This window comes from Nocardioides antri, from assembly GCF_008373765.1.
Taxonomy (GTDB): Bacteria; Actinomycetota; Actinomycetes; order Propionibacteriales; family Nocardioidaceae; genus Nocardioides; species Nocardioides antri.
Window position 1 is genome coordinate 1 of record NZ_VUJW01000123.1, and the last position, 339, is coordinate 339.

A 339-nucleotide genomic window follows, 5' to 3' on the forward strand; every position below is an offset into this window, starting at 1 on the left:
CCTTGGTGTCGGGGTCTAATTCGATGATGTCATGTTCGAGAGCAGACACTTCTGGGACATAGTTGTCACGCCTCTCACGCTCCTCTTCCTGAAGTTTGATAGAGATTCCTCGCACTTGCGAGTGTCTGAGACGCCTCATTAAATGTGTGGCAAATCCAGCAATTTTATTCCTAAGAGGCTTGGTAGGAATGATAGCGATTTCTTCACATATTCTTTTATTTGTATCAAAATCAAGTGTTAATCTTGTATAGTATTTTTCAATAATAATCTTCGCCGCTTTCTTGACGGTTTTAGTCCGGACACGACCCATGGCTGAAGTTGTACAGCGCTGCTTTTGAC

The 339-nt window shown here is 42.8% G+C and carries 1 protein-coding gene; it reads right to left on the bottom strand.

Features of this window, described 5'->3' with window-relative positions; all coding sequences use genetic code 11:
• Positions 1-310 (bottom strand): 40S ribosomal protein S17 (locus F0U47_RS22780; protein WP_149752350.1); only part of this gene is annotated, 310 nt, incomplete at its 3' end.
• Positions 311-339: the final 29 nt, after the last annotated feature.